The organism is Streptomyces chrestomyceticus JCM 4735, assembly GCF_003865135.1.
Classification (GTDB): domain Bacteria; phylum Actinomycetota; class Actinomycetes; order Streptomycetales; family Streptomycetaceae; genus Streptomyces; species Streptomyces chrestomyceticus.
In genome coordinates, this window is the sequence record NZ_BHZC01000001.1 from 7,634,500 (window position 1) to 7,658,477 (window position 23,978).

General features: G+C 73.2%; 21 protein-coding genes. 16 read left to right on the forward strand and 5 right to left on the reverse strand.

Annotation, left to right across the window (positions count from 1 at the left end; translation table 11 throughout):
* Window positions 1-98: 98 nt before the first annotated feature.
* The 3 genes from EJG53_RS33430 to EJG53_RS33440 form a co-directional block, all read right to left on the reverse strand.
* A complete protein-coding gene (locus EJG53_RS33430) occupies window positions 99-794 on the reverse strand; it encodes a gamma-glutamyl-gamma-aminobutyrate hydrolase family protein (RefSeq protein WP_125048048.1) in 696 nt (231 codons plus the stop codon).
* Window positions 795-841: 47 nt separating this feature from the next.
* The gene (gene eat, locus EJG53_RS33435) at window positions 842-2,314 is read right to left on the reverse strand and encodes an ethanolamine permease (RefSeq protein ID WP_125048049.1); all 1,473 of its coding nucleotides are present in this window, start codon (window positions 2,312-2,314) and stop codon (window positions 842-844) included.
* A 113-nt stretch (window positions 2,315-2,427) separates the two neighbouring features.
* The gene (locus EJG53_RS33440; RefSeq protein ID WP_125048050.1) at window positions 2,428-3,195 is read right to left on the reverse strand and encodes a FadR/GntR family transcriptional regulator; all 768 of its coding nucleotides are present in this window, start codon (window positions 3,193-3,195) and stop codon (window positions 2,428-2,430) included.
* 73 nt (window positions 3,196-3,268) lie between these two features.
* Between EJG53_RS33440 and EJG53_RS33445 the strand changes: the two genes are divergently transcribed.
* The 4 genes from EJG53_RS33445 to EJG53_RS33460 all read left to right on the forward strand — a co-directional run bounded on the left by EJG53_RS33445 (window position 3,269) and on the right by EJG53_RS33460 (window position 8,257).
* Window positions 3,269-4,636: a glutamine synthetase family protein gene (locus EJG53_RS33445; protein WP_125048051.1), complete on the forward strand. Its 1,368-nt coding sequence runs from the start codon at window positions 3,269-3,271 to the stop codon at window positions 4,634-4,636.
* Between the two features lie 13 nt (window positions 4,637-4,649).
* Window positions 4,650-6,017 carry an aldehyde dehydrogenase family protein gene (locus EJG53_RS33450; protein WP_125048052.1) on the forward strand — a complete coding sequence of 456 codons (1,368 nt, stop codon included), beginning with the start codon at window positions 4,650-4,652 and terminating at the stop codon, window positions 6,015-6,017.
* Window positions 6,018-6,830 (forward strand): 3-oxoacyl-ACP reductase, encoded by an 813-nt coding sequence (locus EJG53_RS33455; RefSeq protein WP_031011077.1) that lies wholly within the window; start codon window positions 6,018-6,020, stop codon window positions 6,828-6,830.
* A 128-nt stretch (window positions 6,831-6,958) separates the two neighbouring features.
* Window positions 6,959-8,257, forward strand: a complete 1,299-nt coding sequence (locus EJG53_RS33460) for an HAD family hydrolase (protein WP_125048053.1) — start codon at window positions 6,959-6,961, stop codon at window positions 8,255-8,257.
* A 24-nt stretch (window positions 8,258-8,281) separates the two neighbouring features.
* On the opposite strand, the gene EJG53_RS33465 is transcribed toward EJG53_RS33460, so the two are convergent.
* Window positions 8,282-9,499: an amino acid deaminase/aldolase gene (locus EJG53_RS33465; RefSeq protein WP_125048054.1), complete on the reverse strand. Its 1,218-nt coding sequence runs from the start codon at window positions 9,497-9,499 to the stop codon at window positions 8,282-8,284.
* Window positions 9,500-10,474: 975 nt separating this feature from the next.
* Between EJG53_RS33465 and EJG53_RS42935 the strand changes: the two genes are divergently transcribed.
* The 4 genes from EJG53_RS42935 (at window position 10,475) to EJG53_RS33485 (ending at window position 14,300) form a co-directional block, all read left to right on the forward strand.
* Window positions 10,475-11,035, forward strand: coding sequence for a hypothetical protein (locus EJG53_RS42935; RefSeq protein WP_244955448.1), 561 nt, complete (start codon window positions 10,475-10,477; stop codon window positions 11,033-11,035).
* Window positions 11,032-12,189: a type VII secretion-associated serine protease mycosin gene (gene mycP / locus EJG53_RS33475; RefSeq protein WP_125048055.1), complete on the forward strand. Its 1,158-nt coding sequence runs from the start codon at window positions 11,032-11,034 to the stop codon at window positions 12,187-12,189. Before EJG53_RS42935 ends, mycP begins: the two co-directional genes overlap by 4 nt.
* A gap of 544 nt (window positions 12,190-12,733) precedes the next feature.
* The gene (locus EJG53_RS33480) at window positions 12,734-13,477 is read left to right on the forward strand and encodes an SseB family protein (RefSeq protein ID WP_125048056.1); all 744 of its coding nucleotides are present in this window, start codon (window positions 12,734-12,736) and stop codon (window positions 13,475-13,477) included.
* 94 nt (window positions 13,478-13,571) lie between these two features.
* On the forward strand, window positions 13,572-14,300 hold the full coding sequence (locus tag EJG53_RS33485) for an MIP family channel protein (protein ID WP_125048057.1): 729 nt from the start codon (window positions 13,572-13,574) through the stop codon (window positions 14,298-14,300).
* A gap of 83 nt (window positions 14,301-14,383) precedes the next feature.
* Here EJG53_RS33485 and EJG53_RS33490 read toward each other — a convergent pair whose 3' ends face one another.
* Window positions 14,384-14,764, reverse strand: a complete 381-nt coding sequence (locus EJG53_RS33490; RefSeq protein WP_031011846.1) for a DUF1844 domain-containing protein — start codon at window positions 14,762-14,764, stop codon at window positions 14,384-14,386.
* A gap of 388 nt (window positions 14,765-15,152) precedes the next feature.
* On the opposite strand from EJG53_RS33490, the gene infC reads away from it, so the two are divergent.
* The 8 genes from infC to EJG53_RS33530 all read left to right on the forward strand — a co-directional run bounded on the left by infC (window position 15,153) and on the right by EJG53_RS33530 (window position 23,969).
* Window positions 15,153-15,767, forward strand: a complete 615-nt coding sequence (gene infC / locus EJG53_RS33495; protein WP_125049771.1) for a translation initiation factor IF-3 — start codon at window positions 15,153-15,155, stop codon at window positions 15,765-15,767.
* Between the two features lie 124 nt (window positions 15,768-15,891).
* Entirely contained in the window at window positions 15,892-16,086 is a 195-nt protein-coding gene (gene rpmI, locus EJG53_RS33500) for a 50S ribosomal protein L35 (protein ID WP_030017691.1), read from the forward strand.
* A 103-nt stretch (window positions 16,087-16,189) separates the two neighbouring features.
* Window positions 16,190-16,573: a 50S ribosomal protein L20 gene (gene rplT, locus EJG53_RS33505; protein WP_030017690.1), complete on the forward strand. Its 384-nt coding sequence runs from the start codon at window positions 16,190-16,192 to the stop codon at window positions 16,571-16,573.
* 102 nt (window positions 16,574-16,675) lie between these two features.
* Complete coding sequence (locus EJG53_RS33510; RefSeq protein WP_125048058.1) at window positions 16,676-17,530, forward strand: TrmH family RNA methyltransferase; 855 nt, start codon at window positions 16,676-16,678, stop codon at window positions 17,528-17,530.
* A 41-nt stretch (window positions 17,531-17,571) separates the two neighbouring features.
* On the forward strand, window positions 17,572-18,705 hold the full coding sequence (locus EJG53_RS33515; protein ID WP_125048059.1) for a sensor histidine kinase: 1,134 nt from the start codon (window positions 17,572-17,574) through the stop codon (window positions 18,703-18,705).
* Between the two features lie 141 nt (window positions 18,706-18,846).
* Complete coding sequence (gene pheS / locus EJG53_RS33520) at window positions 18,847-19,971, forward strand: phenylalanine--tRNA ligase subunit alpha (RefSeq protein ID WP_125048060.1); 1,125 nt, start codon at window positions 18,847-18,849, stop codon at window positions 19,969-19,971.
* Window positions 19,971-22,499: a phenylalanine--tRNA ligase subunit beta gene (gene pheT / locus EJG53_RS33525; RefSeq protein WP_125048061.1), complete on the forward strand. Its 2,529-nt coding sequence runs from the start codon at window positions 19,971-19,973 to the stop codon at window positions 22,497-22,499. Before pheS ends, pheT begins: the two co-directional genes overlap by 1 nt.
* Before the next feature lie 243 nt (window positions 22,500-22,742).
* Window positions 22,743-23,969, forward strand: a complete 1,227-nt coding sequence (locus EJG53_RS33530) for a PP2C family protein-serine/threonine phosphatase (RefSeq protein ID WP_125048062.1) — start codon at window positions 22,743-22,745, stop codon at window positions 23,967-23,969.
* Window positions 23,970-23,978: the final 9 nt, after the last annotated feature.

The window sequence follows — 23,978 nt, forward strand, 5'->3', positions numbered from 1 at the left end:
TCAGCGCCGGTGCAGCGAGCGTATCCAGGCTCCGGGCGGAGATGACATCGCTGAATCGGGTGGGTTTGCCACCGCAATTTGCAGTGAAGGGGGTGCCTTCAGGAACCGCTCGCCGCAGCCACCAGCGCGCCCATCACCCGGGTGTCGTCCCCGGCTTCGGGATGCCACTGCACCGACAGGACGAAGTGGCCGGCGCCGGGCAGCTCCAGGGCCTCGACCGTGCCGTCCGTCGCGTGCGCGGACGGCAGCAGGCCGCTGCCGAGCCGGTCCACGGCCTGGTGGTGGTACGTCGGTACGGACACCGACTCGGGCAGGATGCCGCTCAGCAGGGTGCCCGGCTCCGGCTTGACCTCGTGGCGGCCGAAGACGCCGGCCGGGCCCGCGTGCCCGTCGAGGTGCTGGACGAGGGTGCCGCCGAGGGCGACGTTCAGCAGTTGGAGGCCCCGGCAGATGCCGAGCAGCGGTACACGCGCCTCCAGCGCGGCGTCGATCAGCGCCAGCTCCCAGGCGTCCCGGTCGCGGGCCGGCGGGCCGGTGCGCGGGTCGGCGTCGGCTCCGTACCGTACGGGCTCCACGTCCGGGCCGCCCGCGATCACCAGGCCGTCCAGCCGGGCGACGGCCGCGGCCGCGGTGTCCGGGTCACCGGGCGGCAGCAGCGCGGCGAGGCCGCCGCAGCGCTGCACGAGCCGGTGGTAGCCGGCCGGGAGCACGGCGGCGGGCAGGGCCCAGACGCCCCAGCGGGCGTCGTCGGCGACGTAGGTGGTGACACCGATGAGGGGCGGGGTCGTGGACACGGGGCCTCCGGGGGTACGGGTGTGGGGGCTGCTCGGCGGGGTGCCGGTCAGTCGCGTTCCAGTTCGGCCTCGGCCGCCGCCAGCGCCGCGAACTCCTCCTCCGGGGCTGCCGCGACCAGCCGGTGCCGGGAATAGAACGCGAAGTACGCCAGGGCGACGCCGTAGACACCGAGGGCCAGGAAGGCGGCCTGCTTGTCGACGAGGAACGTCGCCACCAGGGCGGCGCAGGCCAGGACGAAGGCGACGGACGAGGTGAGGATGCCGCCCGGAGTGCGGTACGGGCGGGGCAGCCCCGGTTCGCGGCGGCGCAGCACGATGTGCGAGAGCGACATCAGGGCGTAGGAGATGGTGGCGCCGAAGACGGCGATGTTGAGCATCCGGGCGCCGTCACCGGTCGCGGCGGCCAGCGCGAAGCCCAGCGCGCCGGGCACCAGCAGTGCCAGGTACGGGGCCTTCCGGCGGCTGGTGAGGGACAGGAAGCGGGGCAGGTAGCCGGCCCGGGAGAGGGCGAACAACTGCCGGGACCCGGCGAAGATGAGGGAGAAGAAGGACGCCACCAGCCCGGCGAGACCCGCGTAGTTGACGATGCGGGAGACGGTGGTGGGCTCCCCGTGCGGCTGGAGGGCCTGCACCAGCGGGTCGCCCACCGACTGGATGGCGGCGGAGCCCCGGGCGCCGGTCGCGGCGACGAAGGTGACCAGCGCGAGCAGCAGCAGGATGCCCATCGCGGCGGCCATCGCCTTCGGCAGCGTACGGGCCGGGTCCCTGGTCTCCTCGGCGGCCAGCGGCACGCCCTCGACGCCGAGGAAGAACCACATGCCGAACGGGAACGCCGCCCAGATGCCGAGGACGCCGAAGGGGAGCCAGGAGCTGGAGCCGAAGGCGCTCGCGTCGGCGGGGATGTCGTTCAGGGCGCTGACGTGGAAGTCGCTGAGCGCCCCGAACGCGAAGACGACGACCGCGGCGACCGCGACGGCGGTGACGGCCAGGCTGAAGCGCAGGGCCTCGCCCACGCCCCACAGGTGGATGCCGATGAAGACGACGAAGCAGGCCAGGTACACGGGCCAACTGGAGGTCAGTCCGAACAGGCCGAGGGATTCGACGTAGTCGCCGATGAAGAGGGAGATCGCGGCGGGCGCGAGCACGTACTCGATGAGGATGGCCGTGCCGGTCAGAAAGCCGCCCCAGGTGCCCAGCGCGCGCCGCGCGAAGCCGTAGCCGCCGCCCGCCGTCGGCAGGATCGAGGCCAGTTCGGCGAGCGCGAAGACCAGGCAGGTGTACATCAGGCCCATCAGGACCGCGGCGACGGCCAGGCCGCCGAAGCCGCCCTGGGCCAGGCCGTTGTTCCAGCCGGAGAAGTCGCCGGAGACGACGTACGCGACGCCGAGGCCGGTGAGCAGGAGCGGACCCGCGCTGCCGCGCCGCAGCGTGCGCTTCTGGAGGTAGGTGTCCTGAGGTGCGGAGTCGCCGGCCGTGGTGGCTGCGGGCGGTGCGGTACGGGGGTCCGTGCTGTCGGCCATGAGCCGCTCCTGCCTCGCCGAGGGGTGCGTGAGGGGGACGTGCAGTAATGGTTTAGCCGCATACCTTTGCCTCGCGGTGCGGCCGAGCGCAAGCCCCCTGCGTAAAAGACTGGTTACGCCGGCGGGCCCGTCAAGAACCCCCGCAGCAGAGCCGCCGTGCCCGCGCAGTGCTCCCGCATCACTTCCCGTGCGCCGTCCGCGTCACCCTCCAGCACCGCTTCGACCAGTGCGGTGTGCTGCGCCTGGGAGTGCTCCAGATTGCGTACCAGCAGCGGGATGCAGTCCAGCAGCTCGTTCACGCCCGCCCGCACCGCGGCGTACTGCGCCGCCAGCGACGGCGAACCGGCCAGTTCGGCCAGCGTCAGGTGCAGCAGCGTGTCGCGCCGCCGGTAGTCCGCCAGCGGCGCGTCGTGGGTGGCCGCCAGCGCCTCCCGCAGCCGCCGCGCCTGCCCGTCGTCCAGGCCGTGCGCGGCGCACAGCCCGGCGGCGCCCACCTCCAGCACCTCGCGGAACCGCAGCGTGTCCTCGACGTCCACCTTGCCGATGCGGCGCCGCAGTTCGTCCTCGCCCGCCGACTCCCCGCGCGGCCGGACGAACGTACCGCCGTAGCGGCCGCGCCGGCTCTCCACCAGCCCCTCGTCCTGGAGCACCTTGAGCACCTCGCGCAAGGTCACCCGGCTGATGTGCAGCCGCTCCGCCAACTCCCGCTCGGCGGGCAGGCGTTCACCGCACGGCACCAGGCCCAGCCGGACGACCTGGAGTATCTGCTCCAGCGCCTCCTCGAACCCGTTGCCCGCCCGTACCGGGCGCAGTACGGGCGCCAGCCGGTCCGCCGGGCCGTCCTGCGCGGAGCCCGCCGCGCCGTTGTCCGCACCGTCCACCGGGACCCCTTCCCAACCAATGGTTCGTGGGCCTACCTTATGACCTCCGGATGCAGCGACAGGAGGCACCACCGTGGCAGACCGCACGCCCCCGCTCTCCGTCGAGGAGCTGAGAAGGCTCGTCGACGCCGGGGAGATCGACACTGTCGTCCTGGCCTTCACCGACATGCAGGGCAGGCTCACCGGCAAGCGGTTCGCGGCCCGCCACTTCCTCGACGAGGTGCTGGAGCACGGCACCGAGGGCTGCAACTACCTCCTCGCCGTGGACGTGGACGTCAACACCGTGCAGGGCTACGCGATGTCCTCCTGGGAGCGCGGCTACGGCGACTTCGCCATGCACGGCGACGCAGCCACCCTGCGCCGCACCCCCTGGAACCCCGGCACCGCCCTGCTCACCGCCGACCTCGCCTGGCACGACGGCTCGCCGGTCGCCGCCTCCCCCCGGCAGATCCTGCGCCGCCAGCTCGACCGGCTCGCCGAGCGCGGCTGGAGCGCCTACGCGGGCACCGAGCTGGAGTTCATCGTCTTCCGCGACACCTACGAGGACGCCTGGAACCGCGGCTACCGCGGCATGACCCCGGCCAACCAGTACAACACCGACTACTCCGTCCTCGGCACCGGCCGCGTCGAACCCCTGCTGCGCCGCATCCGCAACGAGATGGGCGCCGCCGGGATGACCGTGGAGTCCGCCAAGGGCGAGTGCAACCTCGGCCAGCACGAGATCGCCTTCCGCTACGACGAGGCGCTGACCACCTGCGACCAGCACTCCGTCTACAAGACCGGCGCCAAGGAGATCGCCGCCCAGGAGGGCATGGCGCTGACCTTCATGGCCAAGTACGACGAGCGCGAGGGCAATAGCTGCCACATCCACCTCTCCCTGCGCGACGAGGCCGGGCAGCCCGTCATGGCCGACGACTCGGGCCCGTACGGCATGTCGACGGTCATGCGGCACTTCCTGGCCGGACAGCTCGCCGCGCTGCGCGACTTCACGCTCTTCTACGCACCCAACATCAACTCCTACAAGCGCTTCCGGCCCGGCTCCTTCGCCCCCACCGCCGTCGCCTGGGGCCCGGACAACCGCACCTGCGCGCTGCGCGTCATCGGCCACGGCCCCGCCCACCGCCTGGAGAACCGCCTGCCCGGCGGCGACGTCAACCCGTACCTCGCGGTCGCCGCCATGGTCGCCGCGGGCCTGTACGGCATAGAGCACGAGCTGGAACTCCCCGAGGCGTGCACCGGCAACGCCTACACGGGCGACGCCGACCACGTGCCCGCCACCCTGCGCGAGGCCGCCGCCCTGTGGGAGGCCAGCCCCATCGCCCGAGAAGCGTTCGGCGACGAGGTCGTCGAGCACTACCTCCACATGGCCCGCGTCGAACAGGACGCGTACGACGCCGCCGTCACGGACTGGGAGCGCTTCCGCTCCTTCGAGCGCATGTAAGGAAGACCGCTACGTGTTGCAAGAGCTGCGCATCATCAACCCGGCGACCGAGGAACCGGTAGCCGTCGTCCCCGTCACCACCCCCGCCGAGGTGGACGAAGCGGTCCGGCGGGCCGCCGCGGCGCAGGAGAAGTGGGCCGCGCTGCCGCCCGGCGACCGGGCCCGCGTCCTGCGGCGGTTCGCCGGGGTGGTCGAGGAGAACAGCGAGTCGCTGGCCCACCTGGAGCTGACCGAGGCCGGCCACCCCCTGGGCAACGCCCGGTGGGAGGCGAGCAACGTCGTCGACCTGCTGCACTACGCCGCCGGGGGAGTGGAGCGGCTGACCGGCACCCAGATCCCGGTCGCCGGGGGGCTGAACATCACCGTCCAGGAGCCGCTGGGCGTCGTCGCCGTCATCGCGCCCTGGAACTTCCCGATGCCGATCGCCGCCTGGGGCACCGCCCCCGCGCTCGCGGCCGGCAACGCCGTCCTGCTCAAACCCGCCGAGACCACCCCGCTCACCGCCCTGCGCCTCGCCGAGTACGGACTGGCGGCGGGCCTGCCCGAGGGGCTGTTCCAGGTCCTGCCGGGCGAGGGCGCCGTCACCGGCAACGCCCTGGTCGAACACCCCGGCGTCGCCAAGGTCGTCTTCACCGGCTCCACCACCACCGGCCGCGGCATCGCCGCCAAGTGCGCCGCGCAGACCAAGCGCCTCACCCTCGAACTGGGCGGCAAGAGCCCCAACATCGTCTTCGCCGACGCCGACATCGAACGGGCCGCGGCCGCCGCCCCCGGCTCCTTCCTCGACAACACCGGCCAGGACTGCTGCGCCCGCAGCCGCATCCTGGTCCAGCGCTCGGTCTACGACCGCTTCATGGAGCTGCTGGAGCCCGCCGTGCAGGCGTTCGTCGCGGGCGACCCGGCCGACCCCGCCACGCAGATGGGGCCGCTGATCTCCGCGGCCCAGCGCGAGCGCGTACGGTCGTACGTCGCCGAGGACGCGCCCGCCGCCATCCGCGGCGAGGCCCCCAAGGGCAAGGGCTTCTGGTACCCGGCCACCGTCCTGGAGGGCAGGCCGGACGACCGGACCGCCGTCGAGGAGATCTTCGGCCCGGTCGCCGTCGCCATTCCGTTCGAGGACGAGGCCGACGCCGTACGGCTCGCCAACGCCACCGACTACGGCCTGTCCGGTTCCATCTGGACCCGCGACGTCGGCCGCGCCCTGCGCGTGTCCGGCGCGGTCGCGGCCGGCAACCTCTCCGTCAACTCGCACAGCAGCGTCCGCTACTGGACCCCGTTCGGCGGCTACAAGCAGTCCGGCCTCGGCCGGGAGCTGGGCCCCGGCGCGCTCGCCGCCTTCACCGAGACCAAGAACATCTTCATCAGCACCGAGGAGAGCTAAGTGACCGACCAGACCGCCGCGGCCACCGAAGGCAGCGCGACCCCCGTGTGCCGCCGCCTCGTCGGCCGCACCGCCGTCATCACCGGCGCCGGCAGCGGCATCGGCCTGGCCACCGCCCGCCGCCTGGCCTCCGAGGGCGCCAACGTCGTGTGCGCCGACATCGACGAGAAGGCCGGCAAGGCCGCCGCCGAGGAGGTCGGCGGCACCTTCGTGCAGGTGGACGTGACCGACTCCGACCAGGTCGAGGCGCTGTTCAAGGCCGCGTACGACACCTACGGCTCGGTCGACGTGGCCTTCAACAACGCCGGCATCTCGCCCGCCGACGACGATTCGATCCTCACCACCGGGCTGGACGCCTGGAAGCGCGTCCAGGAGGTCAACCTCACCTCCGTCTACCTGTGCTGCAAGCACGCACTGCCCTACATGCAGCGCCAGGGCAAGGGCTCCATCATCAACACGGCGTCCTTCGTGGCCGTCATGGGCGCCGCCACCTCCCAGATCAGCTACACCGCCTCCAAGGGCGGCGTCCTGTCGATGTCCCGCGAGCTGGGCGTGCAGTTCGCCCGCGAGGGCATCCGGGTGAACGCGCTGTGCCCGGGGCCGGTGAACACGCCGCTGCTGAAGGAACTGTTCGCCAAGGACCCGGAGCGCGCCGCGCGCCGCCTGGTGCACGTCCCGGTCGGCCGGTTCGCCGAGCCCGAGGAGATCGCCGCCGCGGTCGCCTTCCTCGCCAGCGACGACGCGTCCTTCGTGAACGCCGCGGAGTTCCTGGTGGACGGCGGAATCGCAGGGGCGTACGTCACACCCGTGTAGGCCACAGCCTTCTTCGCGGATACAGTCCGAAGATCACCACCGGGACCGGCGCCCCGGCGCGCCGGTCCCGGTGTGCTCTGCCCGAAGGAACGTCACTGCCGACATTCCGCCCCAACCACCGGAGAACCATGCGCACCAGACACGCCCTCGCCCTGGGACTCGCCGCCGCCGCGACCGTCACCACCCTCGCGGCCACCGGGCCCGCGGTCGCCGCGCCCGCGCACCCCGCGAAGGCCCCGGAGCGTACGAGCTGTCCGCAGCTCTCCAAGAAGATCAAGTGGTACGGCGCCAACCGCGCCAAGATCCAGCGCATGATCGACGAGCGCGGCACCTGCTCGCACCCGAAGCCGGGCCCCGAGGGCCGCCCCGTCGCCGCCTTCGACTGGGACAACACCGTCGTCAAGAACGACATCACCGACGCCACCCTCGCCTGGTCCCTCAAGCACGACAAGATCCTGCGCCCCAAGAGCTGGAAGGCCACCAGCCCCTGGATGACCACCGCGGCCGACCGCGCCCTGACCAAGGCGTGCGGCACCTCCGTACCCGTCGGCCGCCCGCTGCGCACCTCGAAGAACGCGGCCTGCGCCGACGAGATCATGGAGATCCGCGGCACCGCCCGCACCATGGACGGCACGGCCGCCTTCGCGGGCGAGTGGAACCACCGCCGCACCAAGCCCGAGTACGCCTGGGTCCCGCAGCTTTTCGCCGGGCTGACGCCGGCCCAGCTCACCTCGTACACCCGGCAGGCCCGCGCCGAGGTCCTCGCCGCGCCCATCGGCGCGAAGCAGACCGTCGGCACCCACCAGCTCGCCGGCTACGTCCGCTACTACGGCCAGCAGAAGGACCTGATCCGCACCCTCAAGGCGGCCGGGTTCGAGGTCTACATCGTCTCCGCGTCCTCGGAGACCGTCGCCGAGGCGTGGTCCGGCGGCGTCGGCATCGACCGCGCGCACACCATCGGCGTCCGCAGCCTCATGAAGAACGGCCGGTTCACCACCGGCATCCGCGGCTGCGGCGACGTCAAGGACGGCCACGGCGAGGTGCTGCCGTACATGGACGGCAAGCGCTGCCTGATCAACCAGGAGATCTTCAAGATCAAGGGCGCCGAGGCGTGGCGGTTCCAGGACCCCGCGCACCGCATCGCGCTCGGCGGCGGCGACGCCAACACCGACGTCACCTTCGTCAACGACGCCACCGGCATTCACCTGGCCATCAACCGCAACCAGCCGGAACTGATGTGCCGCGGCTACGACGACGCCGACGGCCGCTGGGTGGTCAACCCCATGTTCATCGAGCCGCTGCCCCGTAAGGCCGGCACGTACCCCTGCGCCACCAAGGGCTACACCAACACCGACGGCGGCCTCGGCGCGGTCCGCCGCCCCGACGGCACGGTGGTCCCCGACCAGAAGGACCGCGTCCACGCCTGACCTGACACCCGGGGAGGGCCGTACCTACAGGAAGGTGCGGCCCTCCCCGCGGTACGTCGGCACCGTCGCCACCACCCGGTCGCCCTCGACCAGGTGCAGTTCGGCGAACCGCTCGCACAGCTCACCCGCCTTCGCGTGCCGGAACCACACCTTGTCGCCGAGCCGCAGCCCGGCCGTGGCCGGTCCCAGCAGCGGCGTCTGCACCTCCCCGGCCTCCTCCTGCGGGTCGTACCGCAGCCCCTCGGGCAGATACGGCACCGGCGACCGGTCCCGCCCCGCCACTCCGGACGCCGGATACCCGCCGCCCAGTACGGTCACGACCCCGTCACCCGGCCGCCGCACCACCGGCTGCGCGAACACCGCCGCCGGACGGCCCGAGAACGACCGGTAGTTGTCGAACAGCCGTGGCACGTACAGCCCCGAACCCGCCGCCACCTCCGTCACCGCGGCCTCCGCCGCCGTGTACTGCACACTGCCCGTACCGCCGCCGTTGACGAACTCCAGGTCCGGCGCCTCGGCCCGCACCGCGCGCACCACCTCCCAGCGCCGCCGCGCGATGTCCCGGCGCGCCGCCGTCTGCATCGCCCGCACGGCCCGCGACCGCAGCGGCTGCCCGGCAACCGCGTCACCCACGCCCGCCACATGCCCCTCGTACGCCATCAGGCCCACCACTCGGAACCCCGGACGGCGCGTCACCGCACGGGCCAGCGCGGCCACCTGCTCCGGGCGGCTCAACGGCGAACGCCGCGCGCCCACCCGCACCCGCCCGCCCAGCGGCCGGAACGCGGTGTCCCACTCCAGACACACCCGCACCTCCTCGCCGCCCCCCGCGGGCCGGGCCGCGTCGATCAGCTCCAGTTGCGCCATGTCGTCGACCAGTACGGCCACCGCGCCGGCCAGTTTCGGGTCGGCCGTCAGCTCCGCGAACCCCGCCCGGTCCGCCGACGGATACGCCAGCAGGACGTCCTCGAACCCCGACCGGGCCAGCCACAGCGACTCGGCCAGCGTGAAACTCATGATCCCCGCGAAGCCGTCGCGCGCCAGCGCCCGCTCCAGCAGGGCCCGGCAGCGCACCGACTTGCTCGCCACCCGCACCGGCTTGCCCTGGGCCCGCCGCACCAGATCGGCGGCATTGGCGTCGAACGCCCCCAGGTCCACGACGGCCAGCGGCGCGTCGAGACCGGCGGTGGCCCGGTCGAGGCGGGCCCTGTCACCAACTGCGTCGCACGAGTACCGGGACATGGCCCGCAGCCTGCCAGAACGGGCTACGGGTGGGTAGGGGGAGAGAACACGACAGACCGGGCGCCGGACGCCCGGCCACGGCGGACGAGTTGGAGCACCGGCGGCGCCAGCCCGTAGAGTGGCGGACGCCGCAACCAGCAGGTCAGCGGTGTGATGTCCGGATACGAACCACCCTGCCCCGATTGCCGGTCGGGCCGGTGGAACACAGGCGCGAGGGGGAGCGCGGGTGAGCACCGAAGCCGACTTCGCCGACGCGTCTCGCCTTCCCCGCACCCCGCCGCAGGTGCCGGCACCGCCCGCCGAGGACCCGAAGACCGCCGTCCTGCGCCCGGTCCCGCCGGAACGCCCCGCCAAGCCCGGCCCCGGCCCCATGCCGCCCGCCGCGCCCCCGGCGGCGACCCCGCCCCGCCCCGCGACCCCGCCGGCGCCCCAGACAGCCACGGAACCCCCGCCCCCCGCCGGCGTCCCCCCGCTCCCCACCCACGCCCCGACTCCGGCCCGTACGGACGCCGCACCCGCGCCCGTCCCGCCCCGTACGGACGCCACCCCCGCACCGGCGCCCGTCCCCGCCCAGCCCCCGGCGGACCGTTCCGCCACCCCTCGCGACACCGCCGCCTTCCACCTCGCCAACAGCGAAGCCCTCTGGAACGGCTCCGGCGCCGCCGAAGCGCACCCGAACACCCCGCCCCGCCCCACCCAGCCCCCGGTTGTGACCGAACCGCCCCCCACCGGCACCCCGCTCTCCGGCCCGCCCCTGCCCCCGCTCCGGCCTTCCGCGCCAAGCCCTCCCGACGCACCGCGCTCGCCGCCGCCGGACTCGTCCTGGGCCTCGGCCTCGTCGCGGGAGCCGCCACCGGCACCTGGCTCGCCGACGGCTCAGGCGGCAGCCCCGCCGCCGAAGCGGTCTTCGCCCAAGGCCGCGAGGTCTGGCACAGCACCCCCGTCGACACGCTCTTCCCCCGCACCCTGAACGGCGTGGGCACCGGCCCCGGCGGCGCCGACCGCACCTGGATCCGGGCCGCCGTCGCCCCCGACAGCGGCTGCGCGGGCGCCTTCGACCCGCTGCTGGCCAAGGCACTCGCCCCGGTCGGCTGTCACCGCCTGGTACGCGCCACCTACGTCGACGTCACCCGCACCAACCTCGTCACCGTCGGCGCCGTCGCCACCAAGGCCGACCGCACCGCGATGCGGGACCTGCGCCGCCGCTTCGCCACGGAGCACCTCGACACCCGTACGGACCTGATGCCCCGCCCGTACGCCGCCAAGGGCACCCCCGCCGCAGACTTCGGGCCCGACCAGCGCGCGAGCTGGAGCATCCGCGTCCTCGACGACCTGCCCGTCGTCGTCTACGCCGTCTCCGGCTTCGCCGACGGCCGTACCGTCGACGACCCGCAGCCCGCCGCCGAAGCCACCCGCACCGGCGCCACCACCGCCCCCGCCGAAGCCGGACTGGGCCACGACGCCAAGGCCGTCACCGAACGGATCGAGCAGACCTTCCGCGAACAGGCCGCCCAGGGAACCACGGAGCCGCAATGACCAGGAAGACCCTGCTGCGCGTCGGCGTCACCCTGTCCGCCGCCGCGCTGACCGTGCTGCCCGCCCTGCCCGCCCACGCCGACGGCATACGCGCCCAGGAGTGGGCGCTGAACGCCCTGCACGCGGAGAAGGCATGGGAGACCACCAAGGGCGAAGGCGTCACCGTCGCCGTCCTGGACACCGGCGTCGACGCGGACCACCCCGACCTCCAGGGCCAGGTCCTGCCCGCCAACGACCTGGTCGGCTTCGGCGCGAGTCCCGGCGACAGCTCCTGGGCCGAACACGGCACCGCCATGTCCGGCATCATCGCCGGTCACGGCCACGGCGCCGACCGGGCCGACGGCGTCGTCGGCGTCGCACCCGAAGCCAAGATCCTCCCGGTCCGCGTCATCCTGGAGGACAGCGACCCGCAACGGCAGCGCGCCCGCACCGAACGCGCCGGGGCCCTGGCCGACGGCATCCGCTGGGCCACCGACCACGGCGCCGACGTCATCAACCTGTCCCTCGGCGACGACAGCCGCTCCGCGCACCCCGAACCCCGCGAGGACGCCGCCATCCAGTACGCCCTGAGCAAGGGCGTCCCGGTCATCGCCTCGGCCGGCAACGGCGGCAAGGACGGCGACCACGTCTCCTACCCCGCCGCCTACCCCGGCGTGATCGCCGTGACCGCCGTCGACCAGTGGGGCTCCCGCGCCAACTTCTCCACCCGCCGCTGGTACGCCACCGTCTGCGCGCCCGGCGTCGGCGTCGTCATCGCCAACCCGGACCGCAAGTACTACGAGGGCTGGGGCACCAGCGCCGCGTCCGCCTTCGTCTCCGGCGCGGTGGCCCTCGTCCGCTCCGCCCACCCGGACCTCAGCCCCGCCCAGATCAAGAAACTCCTCACCGACACCGCCCAGGACGCCCCCGAAGACGGCCGCAACGACGAGCTGGGCGCCGGCATGGTGGACCCGGCCGCCGCGATGGAAGAGGCCGAAACCCTCCGGCCCACACCCCAAAAACCCGAACCGGCCACCTACACCAAGCAGTACTTCGGCACCGGCCCCACCACGACTCCGGCAACCGACCGCACCGGGTGGCTCCCGTGGACGGCGACGATCGGGGGCATAGCCCTGATCGCCGTCTCCGCAACGTTCTGGCGAAAGCGCGCCTGACCAAAACCCAAGCCCGGCCCCGCCGCACCCAGCCACGCACCGAACCGACCCCAGCCAAACCGGCGCCGCACCCAGCCACCCACCGAACCGGTCCCAGCCCATACGGCGCCGCACCCAGCCACCCACCCCCCTCCCCACGACCCCCTCCTCCCACCCTTCCCACGGAAGGGGGCGGGCCGGAGCGGCCTGCCGCGCAGGCCCGCCCCGAACCTGACAGCCCCGCGCAGCGGCCACCGCCCGCCGCAGGCGCAACCGATCAGCGCCCGAAGGCGGACCGGCACCGACGATCCGGAAACCCGCGCCCAAAGGGCGCTCCGCAGCGGCCACAGCCCGCCGCAGGCGCAATGGACCCGCACCCGAAAGCGGACCCGACGCGAGCCGACCAGGCCCGCCGCAGGCGCAACGGCGGCGCACCCGAAGGCGGACCGCACCGACGATCCGGAAACCCGCGCCCAAAGGGCGCAACGGCGGCGCAGCCAAAAACGCCCCGGGACCGACCGGCCCGAACCCCGGGCCCAAAGGGCCCACCGCTAGGCTCAAGCACGTGCTCAAAAACATCCCCACCTCGGACTTCTCCGACGACGACGGCACCGCCGACCCGGAACTCGCGGCCGCCCTGGCGGCCTACGCGGCCCACGCCCCGGGCGAGGCCGCCGCCACTGAGGCCCGGCTCCTGCCCCTGCTGAGCCGGGCCCGCCTCCTCGTCCCGGTCGTCGCCGTCCTCGGCGAGGTGGAGACCGGCCCGGACGGTCTGAAGCGGGAGAAGACCAGCGACATGGCCGTGCCGACGCTTCAGGCCCCGGACGGCCGCCGCGCGCTGCCCGCCTTCACGTCCATGGAGACGCTGCACCGCTGGCGCCCGGACGCCCGCCCGGTGGCCGTACCGATGCGCCAGGCCCTGCTGGCCGCCGCCCACGAGAAGGCGGACACCGTCGTCATCGACCTGGCGGGCCCGGCGACGTACCAGCTCACCGGCGCCGCGCTGCGCGCCCTCGCGGAGGGCCGGGAGAGCAGCGACCCGCGCGAGGACCCGGCCGTCACGGACGCGCTGCGCGCCCTGCTGGCCGCCGAGCCGGACGTCCTGGCCGCCCGTCTGGACCCGTCGGCGGAGGCCGACGCGACCCTGGCCCTCGGGCTCGCCCCGGAGGCCGCGCCCGCCGCCGTCGCGAAGCGGCTGGCCGAGGCGCTGGCCGCCGACGAGACGTTGCGTTCCCGGCTCGTACGCGGTCTCGACCTGGCCCTGCTGCCGCCGGGCGCCGACACCGCCGGAGCCTTCTTCACCCGCTGACGGCCCCGACCGCTGACGCCACCGCCAACAGGCGGAACCCCGTGACCGGGCTCACAATGCGTAGGAGAGAGCAAGATCCGCGCGAGGAGGCCCCATGGAGACGACAACGGAGACCCGCACGGTCGTATCCGAGTTCCTCGGGACGCTGCTCCTGGTGTTCTTCGCCGTCGGCTCCGCGGTGCTGGCCGGCGAGTACATCGGAACCTTCGGCATCGCCCTGGCATTCGGCTTCACCCTGTTGGCCCTGGCGTACGCGCTCGGCCCGATCTCCGGCAGCCACGTCAACCCGGCGGTGACGCTCGGCATGCTGCTGGCGCGGCGTATCACCCCGCGTGCGGCGGTCGAGTACTGGATCGCCCAGTTGCTGGGCGGCATCGTCGGCGCCGCGCTGCTGTTCCTGGTCGCCAAGCAGGTGCCGGGACTGAAGACCAGCGAGGCGTTCGGCTCCAACGGGTGGGGTGACCGCTCGGCCGTGCACATCAATCTCGGCGGCGCCTTCGTGGCTGAGATCGTGCTGACGTTCCTGCTGGTGTTCGTGGTGCTCGCGGTGACGCACCGGGTGGCGGTGGTCGGCTTCGACGGCCTGCCGATCGGCCTGGCCCTGGCCGTCGTGCACCTGGTCGGCATCCCGCTCACGGGGACGTCGGTGAACCCGGCCCGCAGCATCGGCCCGGCCCTGTTCGCGGGCGGCGGCGCACTGTCGCAACTGTGGCTGTTCATCGTGGCGCCCATGATCGGCGGCGCGCTGGCCGCGGTGGTGCACCAGATCACCCACCCGCCGAACGAACCGAAGCAGGTCGCGGACGAACGGTCCGCCGACTAGGCGAGCGTCGGCCTGGAACGAACCCGGAACGAAAGGGCCGCCCCCGGCACCAACCGGGAGCGGCCCTTCCACCTGCCTACGGGCTACCCGTACACCGGCCCCGTGAACTTCTCCCCGGGCCCCTGCCCCGGCTCGTCCGGCACCAGCGACGCCTCGCGGAAGGCGAGCTGCAGCGACTTCAGCCCGTCCCGCAGCGGAGCGGCGTGGTACGAGCCGATCTCGGTCGCGCTGGCGGTGACCAGCCCGGCCAGCGCCTGGATGAGCTTGCGGGCCTCGTCCAGGTCCTTGTGCTCGCTGCCCTCCTCGGCGAGCCCGAGGTTGACCGCCGCCGAGGACATCAGGTGCACGGCCACCGTGGTGATCACCTCGACCGCCGGTACGTCCGCGATGTCGCGGGTCATGGCGTCGAAGTCCGGGTTCGCGGGATCCGCCGGTCCGGGCTGCTGCGGGGTCTGGTCACTCATGGCTCGCGCTTCACTTCCTGCTCAGGGGTCTGCCCAACCTTAGGCCCCGCCCGCGCGTGAGCCGGGCCCGCCCCTCGCGGCCCGCCCCGTACGCGAGTGGGGCCCGGCCGTCGGCTCGTGTATTCTGGGAATCCGACCGGTCGAGCACTCATGTGCCCGACCCACAAGTGGAGGCTCCGATCTCCCACCCGAACCGACCTCGCGGTCGGCGGGTCAACGGTCCGGCTGCGCCCCGCGATGACATCGCGGCGGTGCTCCTGATCCTTTGAGGAGCCCCGCCTGTGTCCCGTCCGGGGCGTTTTTCGCATTCCGGCGCGGTTGGTCACACCGAAACAGACGTTACGCGGCAGTCCGCCAGGCCGTCGCGTGGTGCTACCGAGGAGGATCCATCAGCGCCGAGCCCCGCATCAACGACCGGATTCGCGTCCCCGAGGTGCGACTCGTCGGTCCCAGTGGCGAGCAGGTCGGCATCGTGCCGCTTGCCAAGGCCCTGGAGCTTGCGCAGGAGTACGACCTCGACCTGGTCGAGGTGGCGGCGAACGCCCGTCCGCCGGTCTGCAAGCTCATGGACTACGGAAAGTTCAAGTACGAGTCGGCCATGAAGGCCCGTGAGGCGCGCAAGAACCAGGCGCACACGGTCATCAAGGAGATGAAGCTCCGGCCGAAGATCGACCCGCACGACTACGACACCAAAAAGGGTCACGTCGTCCGGTTCCTCAAGCAGGGTGACAAGGTCAAGATCACGATCATGTTCCGTGGTCGCGAGCAGTCCCGTCCCGAGCTGGGCTTCCGACTGCTGCAGCGCCTGGCGGAGGACGTCCAGGATCTGGGGTTCATCGAGTCGAACCCCAAGCAGGACGGCCGCAACATGATCATGGTCCTCGGTCCGCACAAGAAGAAGACCGAGGCGATGGCCGAGGCCCGCGAGGCGCAGGCCGCCCGCAAGGCGGAGCGCCAGGGTCCTGCCCCGGAGCAGGACGTCGAGGAGCCCGCCGAGGCGTGATCCAGGGCGCGAGCCCCGGACCGCGCCGGGGTCGCCCCGGACGGACAGCAACCGATACATCTGACGCCCCCGGGCGCCGGTCCCCGGGCCGGTGGGGGCGCCATCCAAGAGGAGAGAACGGCGCATGCCGAAGAACAAGACGCACAGCGGTGCCAGCAAGCGCTTCAAGGTCACCGGCTCCGGCAAGGTGATGCGGGAGCGCGCCGGCAAGCGCCACCTGCTCGAGCACAAGTCGTCCCGCGTGACGCGTCGCCTCACCGGCAACGCCGAGATGGCCCCGGGCGACGCCGCGAAGATCAAGAAGCTTCTCGGCAAGTAAGTCCTGACCGCCCGCCCCAGGGCGCGGCGCAGGACCCGGACCGGGACCCATTCGATTCGGGCCGTGTGACGACAACCACGGCCCCGCTACAAGGAGTTAACAAGTGGCACGCGTCAAGCGGGCAGTCAACGCCCACAAGAAGCGCCGGGCGATCCTCGAGCAGGCCAGCGGCTACCGCGGCCAGCGTTCCCGCCTCTACCGCAAGGCGAAGGAGCAGGTCACCCACTCCCTCGTCTACAACTACAACGACCGCAAGAAGCGCAAGGGCGACTTCCGTCAGCTCTGGATCCAGCGCATCAACGCCGCTGCCCGCGCCAACGGCATGACCTACAACCGCTTCGTGCAGGGTCTGAAGGCCGCCAACATCGAGGTGGACCGCAAGATCCTGGCCGAGCTCGCGGTCAACGACTCCAACGCGTTCGCCGCGCTGGTCGAGGTGGCCCAGAAGGCGCTGCCGAGCGACGTCAACGCCCCGAAGGCCGCCTGAACCACGGCCTGAGGCACGTTTGTCACGGACCCGCAGGCCCTTGGCCTGCGGGTCCGCCGCTTTCCGCACGCCCCACCCACCCGAAGAAGTGAGCCGCCGCCCATGGGCACCCCCGAGTTGATCTCCCCGCGTTCCGCCCGCGTCGCCGCCGCCCGGCGGCTGGCCCGCCGCAACTTCCGCGGCAAGGAGCGCCGGTTCATCGCCGAGGGCCCGCAGGCCGTACGGGAAGCCGTCGAGCACCGCTCCGGCGGCGAGCGCACGCTCGTCGAGCTGTTCGCCACCCCGGAGGCCGCCGAGCGGCACGCGGAGATCGTCGACGCGGTGCGGGCGGCCGGGGTGCCGGTCCGTTTCGCCGACGACGCGACCATCGCCGAGCTGTCCCAGACCGTCACCCCGCAGGGCCTGATCGGCGTCTGCCGGTTCCTGGACTCGCCCTTCGAGGAGATCCTGGCCGCCCGGCCCAAGCTGGTCGCGGTGCTCGCCAACGTACGCGACCCCGGCAACGCCGGTACGGTGCTGCGCTGCGCGGACGCCGCGGGCGCCGACGCTGTCGTGCTGACCGACGCCTCCGTGGATCTCTACAACCCGAAGTCGGTCCGCGCCTCGGTCGGCTCGCTCTTCCACCTCCCGGTCGCGGTGGGCGTACCGGTCGAACAGGTGGTCGGCGGGCTGCGGGAGGCCGGCGTACGCATCGTGGCGGCCGACGGCGCGGGCGCCGACGACCTGGACGCCGAGCTGGACGCGGGCACCATGAGCGGCCCCACCGCCTGGGTGTTCGGCAACGAGGCGTGGGGGCTGCCGGCGGAGACCCGCGCACTGGCGGACGCCGTGGTGCGGGTGCCCATCCACGGCAAGGCCGAGAGCCTCAACCTGGCCACGGCCGCCGCCGTCTGCCTGTACGCCTCGGCCCGCGCCCAGCGCACCACCGGAGGGTGCCGCTCCGCCTCGCGCGACTAGTAGGGTTGCGTGCCCGGGGGGACGGGAAGGGGGCAGCGGGGATGAGTACGAAGGCATCCGGTACGACAGTCGCCGCCGGTCCCTGTCCGGACGGCGGCTCCGTGCCGCTCGGGGCTGATCCCGCCGGTGCCGGGCTCCACCCGGACGACCTGCCCGACGGCCTGGTCGTCGCCGACGAGACCGGCCGGGTCGTCTGCTTCAACGCCGCCGCGGCCCGGATCACCGCCATCGACCCGCACGACGCGCTGGGCCGCCCGCTGGAGAAGGCGCTGCCGCTCCAGGACATCGAGGGCCGCCGCTGGTGGCAGCTCACCGACCCGTACGGGGGACTGGCGATCCGCAAGGGCCAGCCGGAGCGCAACCTGCTGCTCGGCGGGCGTGAGGTGCTGGTGTCCGCGCGGTACGTCCGCAGCCACCCCACCGGGCCCGTCCGGCGGCTGGTCGTCGCGCTGCGCGGCACCGAGGCGCGGCGCCGCACCGAGCTGTCCCACGCCGAGCTGATCGCCACCGTCGCCCACGAGCTGCGCTCGCCGCTGACCTCGGTGAAGGGCTTCACCGCCACCCTGCTGCAGAAGTGGGAGCGGTTCACCGACGACCAGAAGCGGCTGATGCTGGAGACCGTGGACGCGGACGCCAACCGCGTCACCCGGCTCATCGCCGAGCTGCTGGACATCTCCCGCATCGACTCGGGCCGGCTGGAGGTGCGCCGCCAGCGGGTGGACATGGTCGCCGCCGTACGCCGGCACGTCCAGGCCCAGGCGACGGCGGGGCAGTTGCCCGACCGTTTCCTGATCCGGACGACCGGGCCGCTGCCCGATCTGTGGGCGGATCCGGACAAGGTCGACCAGGTGCTGGGCAATCTGCTGGAAAACGCGGTACGGCACGGCGAGGGAACCGTCACCATCGAGGTGGAGCCCGCATCGAGCGGCTCCGGAGCGGAAGGGACGAGCGTCACCGTGAGCGACGAGGGCCCCGGCATCCCCGAGGAGTCGATGAGCCGCGTCTTCACCCGCTTCTGGCGGGGCAGCAAACGCGGCGGCACCGGCCTGGGCCTCTACATCGTCAAGGGCATCGTCGAGGCCCACGGCGGCACCGTCACGGTCGGCCGCGCGCCCGCCGGCGGCGCCCTGTTCCGATTTATCCTGCCCGTCGGGACCCCGGCCTTCATGGTCTGAGCGGCGCCCGGCGGGCCCACCCCCCTCGGGGCTCGGATGAGGCGCGGCCGCCCTGCCCCGTAGACTGCACCTTTGGCACCTTTGGCACTGCACACGTCGGGGGCAAGCCGCGCGCCAAGCCCATCGGAAGCACGGGAAGAGATGTCCGCACCCAATAAGTCGTACGACCCTGTCGAGGTCGAGGCCCTGAAACCGGAAGAGATCGCCCGCATGCGGGACGAGGCGCTCGCCGCCATCGCCGCCGCCGGTGACCTCCAGGCGCTCCACGAGGTGAAGGTCGCGCAGACCGGCGGCACCTCGCCGCTGGCGCTGGCCAACCGCGAGATCGGCGCGCTGCCGCCGCAGGCCAAGGCCGAGGCCGGCAAGCGCGTCGGCCAGGCCCGCGGCCAGGTGAGCCAGGCGCTCAAGAAGCGCCAGGAAGAGCTGGAGGCGGAGCGCGACGCGCGGGTGCTGGTCGAGGAGGCGGTGGACGTCACACTGCCGTACGACCGCGCCCGGGCGGGTGCCCGGCACCCGCTCACCACCCTGTCCGAGCGGATCGAGGACATCTTCGTGGCCATGGGCTACGAGGTCGCCGAGGGCCCCGAGGTCGAGTCGGAGTGGCTGAACTTCGACGCCCTGAACCTCTCGCCGGACCACCCGGCCCGCACGACGCACGACACGTTCTTCGTCGAGAACGCCGCGACCGGGACCGAGCAGTCCGGTGTGGTGCTGCGCACCCACACCTCGCCCGTGCAGATCCGGACGATGCTCGACCGCGAGCCGCCGCTGTACGTGGTCTGCCCCGGGCGCGTCTACCGCACCGACGAGCTGGACGCCACCCACACCCCGGTGTTCTCCCAGGTCGAGCTGCTCGCCATCGACGAGGGCCTGACCATGGCGGACCTCAAGGGCACCCTGGACCACATGGTCAGGGCGCTCTTCGGCGAGGGCATGCAGACCCGGCTGCGGCCGAACTACTTCCCGTTCACCGAGCCGTCCGCCGAGATGGACATGGTCTGCTACGTCTGCCGCGGCGCCTCCGTCGGCGACCCGGAGCACCCGTGCCGCACCTGCTCCAGCGAGGGCTGGATCGAGCTGGGCGGCTGCGGCATGGTCAACCCGCGGGTGCTGGTCGCCTGCGGCGTCGACCCGGAGAAGTACAGCGGATTCGCCTTCGGGTTCGGCATCGAACGGATGCTGATGTTCCGCCACAACGTCGAGGACATGCGAGACATGGTCGAGGGTGACGTCCGGTTCACCCGGCCTTTCGGGATGGAGATCTGATGCGGGTCCCGCTTTCTTGGCTGCGGGAGTACGTCGACCTGCCGGACGGCGAGTCCGGCCGGGACGTACAGGCCAAACTCGTCGCCACCGGTCTGGAGGTCGAGACCGTCGAGCAACTGGGCGCCGGTCTGGAGGGCCCCCTGGTCGTCGGCAAGGTGCTGACCATCGAGGAGCTGGAGGGCTTCAAGAAGCCGATCCGCTTCTGCACGGTCGACGTCGGCCAGGCCAACGGCACCGGTGAGCCGCAGGAGATCGTCTGCGGCGCCCGTAACTTCGCCGTCGGCGACAAGGTCGTCGTGGTGCTGCCCGGCGCCACCCTGCCCGGTGACTTCAAGATCGCCGCGCGGAAGACGTACGGCAAGGTCTCGCACGGCATGATCTGCTCGGGCGACGAGCTGGGCATGGGCGACGACGGGTCCGGGGGCATCATCGTGCTGCCGCCGGAGTACGAACCCGGCACTGACGCCATCGAGCTGCTCCAGCTCGTCGACGAGGTGCTGGACATCGCCGTCACCGCCAACCGCGGCGACTGTCTGTCCATGCGCGGCATCGCCCGTGAGACCGCCATCGCCTACGGCCTGCCGCTGCGCGACCCCGCGCTGCTGGACGTGCCGCCGCCCAACTCCTACGGCTACCCGGTCAAGGTCGCCGACCCGATGGGCTGTGACCGCTTCACGGCCCGTACGGTCGTCGGGCTGGACCCGGAGGCGCGCTCCCCGATCTGGCTGCGGCGCCGCCTGCAGAAGGCCGGGATGCGCCCGATCTCGCTCGCCGTGGACGTCACCAACTACGTGATGCTGGAGCTCGGCCAGCCGCTGCACGCTTATGACCGCTCCCGTGTGGACGGCACCATCGGCGTGCGCCGCGCGGAGCCCGGCGAGAAGCTGACGACCCTGGACGGCACCCAGCGCGTCCTGGACGCCGGTGACCTGGTCATCACCGACAACCGCGGCCCCATCGGCCTCGCGGGCGTGATGGGCGGCGCCAACACCGAGATCGCGGACGCGGTGGCCGACCCGGAGACCGGCGTGGTCAACGGCACCACCGAGGTCGTGGTCGAGGCCGCGCACTTCGACGCCGTCTCCATCGCCCGTACGGCCCGCCGCCACCGGCTGACCTCCGAGGCGTCCAAGCGCTTCGAGCGCGGCGTCGACCCGGAGGCCGCGTCCGCCGCGGCGCAGCGCACCGTCGACCTGCTGGTGCTGCTCGCGGGCGGCACCGCCGAGGCCGGTGTCACCGAGGTCGTCTCGCCCAGCGGGCCGCGCACGATCACCGTGAGCGCGGACCACCCGGACCGCGTCGCGGGCGTCACGTACGGCCGCGAGACCGTCGTACGCCGCCTCCAGCAGGTGGGCTGTGACGTGTACGGGCAGGACGAGCTGGTCGTGACGGTGCCGTCCTGGCGGCCCGACCTGACCGACCCGAACGACCTCGCCGAAGAGGTCATCCGCCTGGAGGGCTACGAGAACCTGCCCTCCACGCTGCCGAAGCCGCCCGCCGGGCGTGGCCTGACGGAGCGTCAGCGGCTGCACCGCCGGGTCGGCCGCGCGCTGGCCGGCGCCGGTTACGTCGAGGCGCTGAACTACCCGTTCATCGGCGAGACGGTGCTCGACCAGCTCGGCATCGAGGACGACGACCCGCGCCGCCGGGCCGTGCGGCTGGTCAACCCGCTCTCGGACGAGGAGCCGCTGCTCCGTACGACGCTGCTCCCGGGCCTGCTCGGCGCGCTGCGCCGCAACGACGGCCGTGGCTCGCACGACCTCGCGCTCTTCGAGACCGGCCTGGTCTTCCGGCCGACCGGCCAGGAGAAGCCGTCCGTACGGCTGCCCGTCGACCGCCGTCCGACCGACGAGGAGATCGCCGCGCTGGACGCCGCGCTGCCCGAGCAGCCGCGCCGCGTCGCGGTGGCGTTCGCCGGCGCCCGCGAGCAGGACGGCTGGTGGGGCCAGGGCCGTCCGGCGACCTGGGCCGACGCCGTCGAGGCGGGCCGCATCGTGGCGCGCGAGGCGGGCGTCGAGCTGATCGTGCGCCAGGACCAGCACGCTCCCTTCCACCCGGGCCGCTGCGCGGCGCTGCTCGCGCTGATCGACGGCGAGGAGGTGCTCGTCGGCAACGCCGGTGAGCTGCACCCGCGCGTCACCAAGGCGCTCGGCCTGCCGGAGCGCACCGGCGCGATGGAGATCGACCTGGACCGCCTGGAGCGGGCCGGTCTGGGCGCCGTCCAGGCCCCGCGGATCTCCACCTTCCCGGTCGCCACCCAGGACGTCGCGCTGATCGTGGACGCGTCGGTCCCGGCGGCGGAGGTCGAGACGGCGCTCCGCTCCGGCGCGGGCGAGCTGCTCGAATCGCTGCGGCTGTTCGACGTGTTCACCGGCGAGCAGGTGGGCGAGGGCAAGAAGTCCCTGGCCTACGCGCTGCGCTTCCGGGCACCCGACCGCACGCTGACCGCCGACGAGGCGTCCGCCGCCCGTGACGCGGCGGTCGCGGCCGCGGTCGAGCGGACGGGCGCGGTGCTGCGCGGCGCCTGATCCACGCGGATTCCCGCCGGGGCCCGGCGACGAACCTCAGGTTCGTCGCCGGGCCCCGGTGCGTCGTGCCGAGCGGCGCCCTGTGCCGACCTTCATCCGATCGGGTGAGATCAGAGCGCAAAGTATCCGTTTGAGCACATGGGGTCGCAAGAATCGTCAGCGGACGATGCGGCTTGCTCAGACAGAGGGTCTGCCGCGGGACCGGGCCGACCGCCTCGATGGTTGCTGGGGGGAAGCATCGGCATGATCCGATCCTGGGCGCGGCGGAGTGCCGGGCGGCCGCGCGCCGCGCGGGCCCGGCGGGCCTTCGTCCTCGTGCTGCCCGGTCTGTGGGTGCTCGGCGTGCTGGTCTGGGAGCGGTGCACCCCCGCCGAAGGCCAGTTCCTCCAGCTCCTCGCCGCGGCCCCCGCCATAGCCTGCGCCGGCACCGGCCGGCGTCAGTGTGTCGTGCTCGGCGGCCTGTGCGCCCTGCTCGCGCTGCTGCCCCTCGGGACGGAGTCCTCCGGGGCGCACCCCCTCGCCCGGGTCGGCACCTGCTGCGCCGTCCTCGTGGTCGTCGCCGCCAGCTATCTGACCGCCGGCCGGCGGCTGCGCCTGCTGCGGGAGCTGGAACGTACGAAAGAGGTGGCCACCGCGGCGCAGCGGGTACTGCTGCGCCCGCCGCCCGCGCGGGTGGACGGCATCGTGGTCGCCGCCGACCACCTGGCGGCAGGCGAGACGGCGACGGTCGGCGGCGATCTGTACGACGTCGTGGCGACCCGGCACGGCGTACGGGCCGTCATCGGCGACGTCCGCGGCCACGGCCTCGGCGCCCTGGGCACGGTCGCCGCGGTGCTCGGCAGCTTCCGTGAGGCGGCCCACGACGAGCCGGACCTGGGGCGGGTGCTCCGCCGCCTGGAGCGCGCGCTGCACCGGCATCTGCGGGAGCGGGCCCGCGCGGAGCACTCGTCGGCGGGCGGCGGGGAGCCGGAGAACCCGCTGTCCGAGGAGTTCGTGACGCTGCTGCTGGTGGAGATCGCCCGGGACGGCGCCGTACGGACCCTCAACTGCGGGCACCCCTGGCCGTACCGCCTCACCCGCGGCGGCGCGCTGCCCGACGCGCCCGGCGAACCGATGCCGCCGCTCGGTCTCTTCCCGCTGCCCGCCGAGCTGCCGGTGACCGACTGCCCGCCGCTGCCGCCCGGCCAGGCGATCTTCCTGCACACCGACGGGGCGACGGACGCGCGGGACGCCGACGGCACGTTCTTCCCGCTGCCGCAGGCGCTCGACGAGAGCGTCCGGTCGGTCCGGGACTGCCGCGCCGCCGCGGTCGTGGAAGGCGTACGGGCCGCGCTGCTGCGCCATTGCGGCGGGCGGCTCTCCGACGACGTGGCGCTGCTGGTGCTCTGCAACGACCGCCCGCGGGTACCCGCCGGGACGGACCCGGCGGCCCTGGCACGCGGGCGCGTTCGGGCGGGCCGGGCGGAGTGAAGCGGGGCG

Excerpts from the sequence above, each read along its gene's own strand:
- eat (WP_125048049.1), bottom strand. The coding sequence starts at position 2,314 with ATGGCCGACAGCACGGACCCCCGTACCGCACCGCCCGCAGCCACCACG.
- rpmI (WP_030017691.1), top strand. The coding sequence starts at position 15,892 with ATGCCGAAGAACAAGACGCACAGCGGTGCCAGCAAGCGCTTCAAGGTC.
- EJG53_RS33485 (WP_125048057.1), top strand. The coding sequence starts at position 13,572 with ATGGAGACGACAACGGAGACCCGCACGGTCGTATCCGAGTTCCTCGGG.
- pheS (WP_125048060.1), top strand. The coding sequence starts at position 18,847 with ATGTCCGCACCCAATAAGTCGTACGACCCTGTCGAGGTCGAGGCCCTG.
- EJG53_RS33510 (WP_125048058.1), top strand. The coding sequence starts at position 16,676 with ATGGGCACCCCCGAGTTGATCTCCCCGCGTTCCGCCCGCGTCGCCGCC.
- mycP (WP_125048055.1), top strand. The coding sequence starts at position 11,032 with ATGACCAGGAAGACCCTGCTGCGCGTCGGCGTCACCCTGTCCGCCGCC.
- EJG53_RS33465 (WP_125048054.1), bottom strand. The coding sequence starts at position 9,499 with ATGTCCCGGTACTCGTGCGACGCAGTTGGTGACAGGGCCCGCCTCGAC.
- pheT (WP_125048061.1), top strand. The coding sequence starts at position 19,971 with ATGCGGGTCCCGCTTTCTTGGCTGCGGGAGTACGTCGACCTGCCGGAC.
- EJG53_RS33530 (WP_125048062.1), top strand. The coding sequence starts at position 22,743 with ATGATCCGATCCTGGGCGCGGCGGAGTGCCGGGCGGCCGCGCGCCGCG.
- EJG53_RS33515 (WP_125048059.1), top strand. The coding sequence starts at position 17,572 with ATGAGTACGAAGGCATCCGGTACGACAGTCGCCGCCGGTCCCTGTCCG.
- EJG53_RS33460 (WP_125048053.1), top strand. The coding sequence starts at position 6,959 with ATGCGCACCAGACACGCCCTCGCCCTGGGACTCGCCGCCGCCGCGACC.
- EJG53_RS33490 (WP_031011846.1), bottom strand. The coding sequence starts at position 14,764 with ATGAGTGACCAGACCCCGCAGCAGCCCGGACCGGCGGATCCCGCGAAC.